The 6,750-nt window shown below is 49.0% G+C and carries 8 protein-coding genes; 7 read left to right on the plus strand and 1 reads right to left on the minus strand.

All coding sequences use genetic code 11. The features are described from left to right. From RMO15_RS19905 to RMO15_RS19935, 7 genes are all read left to right on the plus strand, one after another. On the plus strand, positions 1-227 hold a 227-nt coding region (locus RMO15_RS19905), incomplete at its 5' end, for an oligopeptide/dipeptide ABC transporter ATP-binding protein (protein ID WP_369016141.1). Continuing rightward, the gene (locus RMO15_RS19910) at positions 227-1,171 is read left to right on the plus strand and encodes an ABC transporter ATP-binding protein (protein WP_309715923.1); all 945 of its coding nucleotides are present in this window, start codon (positions 227-229) and stop codon (positions 1,169-1,171) included. The genes RMO15_RS19905 and RMO15_RS19910, both read left to right, overlap by 1 nt. A 15-nt stretch (positions 1,172-1,186) precedes the next feature. Beyond that, entirely contained in the window at positions 1,187-2,011 is an 825-nt protein-coding gene (locus RMO15_RS19915) for a hypothetical protein (protein ID WP_309715925.1), read from the plus strand. A 119-nt stretch (positions 2,012-2,130) separates the two neighbouring features. Then, the gene (gene infC, locus RMO15_RS19920) at positions 2,131-2,931 is read left to right on the plus strand and encodes a translation initiation factor IF-3 (protein WP_309715927.1); all 801 of its coding nucleotides are present in this window, start codon (positions 2,131-2,133) and stop codon (positions 2,929-2,931) included. Between the two features lie 327 nt (positions 2,932-3,258). After that, entirely contained in the window at positions 3,259-3,855 is a 597-nt protein-coding gene (locus RMO15_RS19925; RefSeq protein ID WP_309715930.1) for a hypothetical protein, read from the plus strand. 46 nt (positions 3,856-3,901) lie between these two features. Beyond that, positions 3,902-4,447 carry a hypothetical protein gene (locus tag RMO15_RS19930; protein ID WP_309715932.1) on the plus strand — a complete coding sequence of 182 codons (546 nt, stop codon included), beginning with the start codon at positions 3,902-3,904 and terminating at the stop codon, positions 4,445-4,447. 52 nt (positions 4,448-4,499) lie between these two features. Beyond that, positions 4,500-5,330: a hypothetical protein gene (locus RMO15_RS19935; RefSeq protein ID WP_309715936.1), complete on the plus strand. Its 831-nt coding sequence runs from the start codon at positions 4,500-4,502 to the stop codon at positions 5,328-5,330. 5 nt (positions 5,331-5,335) lie between these two features. Here the strand turns inward: RMO15_RS19935 and RMO15_RS19940 are convergent, their stop codons facing one another. Continuing rightward, a complete protein-coding gene (locus RMO15_RS19940) occupies positions 5,336-6,643 on the minus strand; it encodes an ankyrin repeat domain-containing protein (protein ID WP_309715939.1) in 1,308 nt (435 codons plus the stop codon). Positions 6,644-6,750 lie beyond the last annotated feature (107 nt).

A 6,750-nucleotide genomic window follows, 5' to 3' on the forward strand; every position in this document is an offset into this window, starting at 1 on the left:
CCTACACGCAGGGCTTGCTCAATTCTTTGCCGGAGATGGCCCATGGCCAACAACTAAACTTCATACCGGGTCAGCCGCCCACACGGCCCAGTGAGGTCAGCGGCTGCCCATTCCGTCCTCGTTGCTCGCAGGCGATAGACAAGTGCGCGGAGCCCCTCCCCACGGCAATCCTTCCCAAAGAGCACTTGGTTCGCTGCCACCGTGTTACCGCAGAGGAGACACGCTGATGCTAGAAGTCAAAGACCTCTCGGTGCAGTTCGCGGTAGGCGGAGGGAAGATCGTCCGCGCTGTGGACGGTGTCTCGTTCTCCGTGGAGAAAGGCGAGACGCTCGGAATTGTGGGGGAGTCGGGGTGTGGCAAGTCCACAACGGGGCGTGCGCTCTTGCAGCTCTTGCCCAAGACGGCGGGAAGCGTGCGCTTTCAGGGCGAGGAAGTGGGCGCTCTGCGCGGCCCCGCACTGCTTGCCTTCCGCCGCCGCGTGCAGATGGTCTTTCAGGACCCTTACGCCAGCCTCTCTCCGCGCCTCACCGTCGGGCAGCTGGTCGGGGAGCCACTGGAGATCCATAAAATTCCCGGCGACCGAAAAGCGCGTGTCGAGGAGTTACTGCGCTCGGTGGGCCTCCCCGAGGGAATCGCCAGCCGCTACCCGCACGCGTTCTCCGGTGGCCAGCGCCAGCGCATCGGGATCGCACGTGCTCTTGCTCTCAACCCCGAGCTAATTATTTTAGACGAGCCCGTCTCCGCGCTGGATATTTCCGTGCGGGCGCAAGTCGTGAACCTGCTCATGGACTTGCAAAAAGAGCGGGGAATTGCCTATGTCTTTATCGGGCACGACCTGGCGCTGATCCGCCATGTTGCCCATAGAGTCGCCGTGATGTATCTCGGGCGCATCGTCGAAATCGGAACCGCAGAGGCGCTCTACACCAACCCGCGCCACCCCTACACCCGATCACTCCTCGCCTCCGCCCCCCTCCCTGATCCCACAAAGCGCCGCGAGAGTGCCCCGCTTGAAGGCGATCCCCCGTCGCCCCTCAACATCCCGTCCGGCTGCCGCTTCCGCACCCGCTGCCCCTTCGCCCAGCCAATCTGCACCGAGAAAGAGCCCACGCTCGAAAGCTCTTCAGGAGCCGCCTGTCACTTTTCTCTGGAATTACCCGTTTGGCAAGAATAGAGAGGTCAATATCCCATGTTCAGTCTCATTTTGGCTACCGTTTTTCTGCATCAAACTCCACAGCCGCCTGCAAGCGACGACCAGATTATCAGTGCATCTGCGAAAGCCCTTGAGGTAAAAACACTGCAAACACTGATGTTGCAAAAAACTCTCAAAGGCCAGCTCACCGCTCTTTACAAAGACGACGGTGAGCCTACACTTTACGTCTATAACTACCAGGTGACAGTTGGAAAGTCCCCCTTTGAGTTTCGTAGCGAGGGGACTCTTAAAGTAGGGCTTGAAGCAAAGTTGCATACGTTTCTTGTGGTGGGTGATGGAAAGAACATCACGGTCTACGATCAAGCTAATAACAGCTATACCATTGATCCCATCAGGGCAAGCCCCCTCTCAGGCATCTTCCATATGGGAATGCTTTCCCCTATCTATCTTGGTATCGTACAAAACCCCACACCAGCACTCTCGACGCCACGAATTTCTGATACACAGGCCGCAAGTGAAGCGCTGGCCATCTTTCCGAAGCTCTTCGCCCAGCAAGGGTTAGTCGCATGGGGAACCCGCCAGGAACCGGATGGGCGCTCCTCTCTTTTCCTAACGGTAAAAACGACCAATCCCCTGACACCAAGTACATTCACCCTGACTCTTAATAAAGAGAAAACCTATCTGGAGCGCTTTCGTACGGAGATGACTCTGGAGGAAAAAGTGAACCTCACTCTCACGGATGTGATTGAGAGCATCACACCGGTAACGTCGCTCCCTAAATTTAGCTTCCAGATTCCTCGGCGGGCAAAGAAAGTCAAGGAGCTTCCGGGTCTGCTTGACAGTGTATCTAGCCAGGGATAGAATGAACCGACTATTTTTTAGGACTCTTTGCGCGAGAAATATCGCGGCACTGTCAATCAACCTGGAGGTTTAGTATAAGTCATCATCGTGATGCCCGCGGCTTCGACCGCAATCGGGACATGGGCCCCCGAGTCAACGATCGTATTCGCGTTCGTGAAGTTCGTGTTGTAGGCGAAGACGGCGAGCAGCTTGGGGTTATGACCCCGCGCGAAGCGCTGGATATCGCTCGTGGACGGGGCATGGACCTGATCGAGGTTGCTCCCACCGCCGTTCCCCCTGTCTGCCGGATCATGGACTACGGTAAGTTCAAGTACGAGCAGGGAAAACGAGAGCGTGAAGCGCGTCTCAAGCAGCGCCAATCAGACATGAAAGGCATCACCATCTCTCCGAAGATGGGCTTTATTGACGACCACGACCTCAATATCAAGATCAAGAATGTTATCAAGTTCCTCGGGGACGGTGACAAGGTCAAGATTACGTTCCGGTTCCGCTCCCGCTGGATGTCGCACCCCGAGTTCGCTCAGGAAGCGATGGGCAAGATTGCGAAGATGGCCACCGATGCCGGAGTTGGGCAGATCGAGCGCCACCCGCTGATCGAAGGTCGCCAGATGATCATGATTCTGTCACCCTCGAAAGAGGCCATGAAAAAAGCCGCACAGCGCCTAGAGAGCCGAACCAACGCCAAGCAACAGGGCGCACACGGCAAGCCAGGCACCGAGTCCGCAGTATCCACCAAACCGGCAGACGATGAGGACGAAGAAGAAGAGCTTGACGACGAGGATCTAGAAGAAGACCTCGATGAAGACGACGATGACGATGACGAAGAACTTGAAGATAAGGCAGAGGACGGCGAAGAAAATGCCGCACCGGCAAGCGTAGATAGTGAGCCGGCAAGCGTAGACGTAAAAGACGCTGCATAGAAATCCCCCGCTCTGGACTTGTTCCAGAGCGGGGTTTTATTTTTTCTTTGGCTTTGTCGGCGTAAGTGCCATTTCCATATCCAGAGGCTTTGTTTGGCCCATAACAGCTCACCTTACGCAGTTCTAGTATGGTACCCATCGTCGTTTGTCAGGGTTCTGGCCGAGAGATGGCTGGGGATCCGGCTGGATAACTTCCAATTGAAGTGCATAAAACAATGCCTTGACATAATGTTCAGATTGTGACATACTTCTTGTGATAGCGTTGTTGGTCGGCCCGCGTTGTTGGTCGGCCCATTCAAATAAGGATTAGATGGAAGGAACCGATTAATGATATTGATACCTTTGGTTGTTAGCATGGCTTCGTTTGCGAACATACCCTTTTCTAAGTTTCTCCCGAATGGTGCAGCAACTGCAAGCCTCGATTTCACAAGAACCGCTTTTTCGTCTACGTCTGGAAACACTACTGGTTTTTATTTTGTAGAGGAGCTTTTGACAGATACCCCGCTCCCGAATGAAGACCCAGAAGAACCAGTAGTAGGGGTAACAGATATTAATGATGAAAACGGGATCGGGAAGCGAGCTTCGGTTAGTGCGTTTGTACCTGGAGGATGTGTAACGGGAAGCGCGACCCCATGGATAAATATTGGGAATAACACAGGTCAAACTCAATCAAATATTCAAGCTGCGTATAAAATAAGAGCGCATGGTCAAATAGCAGGGTATTTTCCAACATCAGGATATGCAGGTTCAAGCATAAGTATGCAGTCTAATACAGCAACAGGCAGCAAAAATGGCCAAGGGATGATTACACCTGCACTTACGTATAATGACTCTAAGACCTTTGTCATAACAATAATGACTTTAGCTCCTGATGCTGCCGTAGAGTATTATGGTTCAGGTTCATTAGATGCGATTGCAAACTAAAAAATCATCCATTATACGTATAATCAGAGTCATAGCAATCTTGCTAATGACTCTGATTATACGTATCTGTTCAGCTCAAGATACTAATACAAATAAGATACTGCAGAAAATATCACAAAATTTACATTACACTCTTATATTTGATGATTCACCTAGAATTTTAAAAAATATCCCTATGGAACTGAATTTCAAAACTGATAACTTCGAAGAATATTTCGACTGCAAAGTAACAAAGATAGGTAATATTATACTTCTTAAAAATAAATATTCATACGAAGACAGGCTTCCTAACGTTAGTTTTATGGAGATTGAAAATCGCCTTTCTTCATTAGAAAAAAAAGCGAGAAAAATTTTACCCAAAACTAACGACCCATTGTATTTCAGCAAGTTGCCAGATCAGATATTACAAAAATTGTTTCGTGAAAAATCTAAAGAGGATTTAGCATCAGGAGTAGTAATAGCATCTCTTAACAGTAGTACAATTGAAATATTACGCGATTTATCGTTGCAACCTTATTTGTCTAATCAACTCTCATTAAACCAAGTTTTGCAAAAGATCAAAAACCTAAAAAAAAGACAACACATCACTTAAAATAGTAAAAACGAACGACATAACTCCAGAAATTTTAGTACTTGAAGGTTTTTTGGGCAATTCAGATTTCAAATACCAGTATGGACTTAGTCATGGTTTTATAATAAACAAGGGCGTTAGTTATACGAGTATAGAAGGCAACATATTTGCAACTAGCTCTTTTGAATCAGACACTCCACCATCTAAAGAGTCAATCAGCGCATTATTAAAGCTAAAAGATAATTTTAAAGATATAAATATTTATAAAAATCAAAACGATACCTATTTGCAAAATTATTTTATTAATAAATTCAATAGTATAAATACGATTTATAATATCGATACATCAATGAAAAATAAATGCATCGCTGTTTACGGAGAAATATATTCAACATCAAATGAAATTTTGAGATCAATTTTAGATTTATTCAACCTTGAAATCGTTAGACAAGAAAATAGCAATCAACTTCTACGTCCTCGAACACCACCTTTCCCACAAACAATCGATGAGATGAACAGCAATATTTCCGAATTCTTACCATTAGAGATTGGAAAATTCAATGGAAATATATTAGATTTATACAAGAGATACATCAACCACATCAGAAATATTACCAAAGACAATTTCAAGAAAGATAAAATCTTACCATTATCTGGATCAGACAATATGCTAACTGATTATTTATCATGTTTATTTTTAATTTCCGAAACAGAAGCAATAAACGCAAAGAATAAACACAAGCCTCCATACTGGACAAATAATTTTCAAGATTTAATTCTAAAAATCGAAATTTCTAAAATTAATCATGAAGAATTCTCATTACAATTGATTGATTCTAAAAATGATAAAGTTGTTTTCAGTAGACACGGACTAAGACCTAAAAAAATTCAAAATCCAGTATAAAAAAGTTACTTTTTCTTAGGTCTTGTCGGTGTAGGTGCCGCTGAGTTTCCCAGGGTCACTGCCGTTATCTTCACGTTGGCAAGTGCCCAGCTCTCGTTTTCCAGTCCTTCCAGCCCCGTCGCTGAGAAGCGGAGCACTACCGAGTCGGAGCGGTGCGTGAACGTAAATGCGAGCCTGTAGACTGCTTCACGAAACATGCCCTCTTCGTCGGTAAACAGACCTAGCGTGTTGCGCTCTTTGGCTCCTGTGTAGCCTTTATTACTGCCTATCGGGTAGTCGGCAGGAAAGGCTTGCAGAGGCGCACTGACAAGCTCCTTGCCGGGGTTGTAGAACGTCGTGTGTAGGAGAGTCGGGCCATTGAGCACACTCAGATCCCAGAGATCCGGCCCGTAGCGCGGCGTCCCATTGCCATCCCAGGACCCGATCACAAATAGCTCAAACGAGACGCGTAGTGCGTTATGAACCGGGAGTTTCCCCACCGCCAGCCGCACTTCCTGGTTGCTCAGCGGCCCTAGAAACGTCCGATTGCCTTTAGGAGTCGTGCCCGTTTCCAAGTCATTCCAGGTTCCGCCCAGTGCGGTCGTCCCCCACTCACTGCCGACTTGTTGCCGCTCAAAGTGGCTCTCGTAGGCTGGTAGCTCCTGCTTTGTCGCAAGTGCTGCATCGGGGAAAAGAAGCTCACGTGCGGTCAGCTTTGCCTCGGTATCCGCGCGGATTAAGAGTGCCTTTTGCAGGAGCTCACGGACGCTGTCGTTCTTGGCGATCCCGAGCGGCGTCTTTCCCTCTTTGCCACGGCGTGTTGGGTCGGCTCCACAGACCAGCAACCAGAGTGCAGTCTCCACTTGACCACTCTCGGATGCGCTATGGAGCGGCGTGTAGCCATTGTCACGCTCCGAATCAATCCGTGCCCCTTTGGCCATCAGAAGCTGACAGATCGCCACATGGCCATTGCGCACTGCCTGATGCAGCGGTGTGTAGCCTTCGTAGATCTTCACATTTGGATCGGCTCCTGCGGTAAGAAGCAGCTCCACCATGTCCCGATGCCCCAAGTAGCTCGCGGACTCCAAAGGAGTGATCCGTCCCTCGGTGCGCCGCGCATCCACCACAGCCCCGCTGGAAATCAAGAGCCGCGCCGCCTCTAACTGGTTGTGCCACGCCGCATGATGAAGGGGCGTGTTACCCTTGTCATCGCGACTGTTCACACGCCCTGCATCCCCAGCGAGTAGTCGCTGGATCTCATCCACATTCCCCGCAATCGCAGCGGCATGAATCGCGGGCAGCTCCTCGGATTTAAGATGTGGTAGAGCAATCAGCCCTAGAGGGTGTTATGAACTTAACTGACAAATCCCTGTCCCTGTAGATATGGAAACCTTATCAAAAGCCAAAACAGGCTACCCGTCCGATGTGGAAGATTTAGAGT

Origin of the sequence: Armatimonas sp. (genome assembly GCF_031410135.1) — a bacterium.
Classification (GTDB): Bacteria; Armatimonadota; Armatimonadia; order Armatimonadales; family Armatimonadaceae; genus Armatimonas.

Coding starts and splice junctions, on each gene's coding strand:
- RMO15_RS19910 (WP_309715923.1), top strand. CDS start 227: ATGCTAGAAGTCAAAGACCTCTCGGTGCAGTTCGCGGTAGGCGGAGGG.
- RMO15_RS19915 (WP_309715925.1), top strand. CDS start 1,187: ATGTTCAGTCTCATTTTGGCTACCGTTTTTCTGCATCAAACTCCACAG.
- infC (WP_309715927.1), top strand. CDS start 2,131: ATGGGCCCCCGAGTCAACGATCGTATTCGCGTTCGTGAAGTTCGTGTT.
- RMO15_RS19925 (WP_309715930.1), top strand. CDS start 3,259: ATGATATTGATACCTTTGGTTGTTAGCATGGCTTCGTTTGCGAACATA.
- RMO15_RS19930 (WP_309715932.1), top strand. CDS start 3,902: ATGACTCTGATTATACGTATCTGTTCAGCTCAAGATACTAATACAAAT.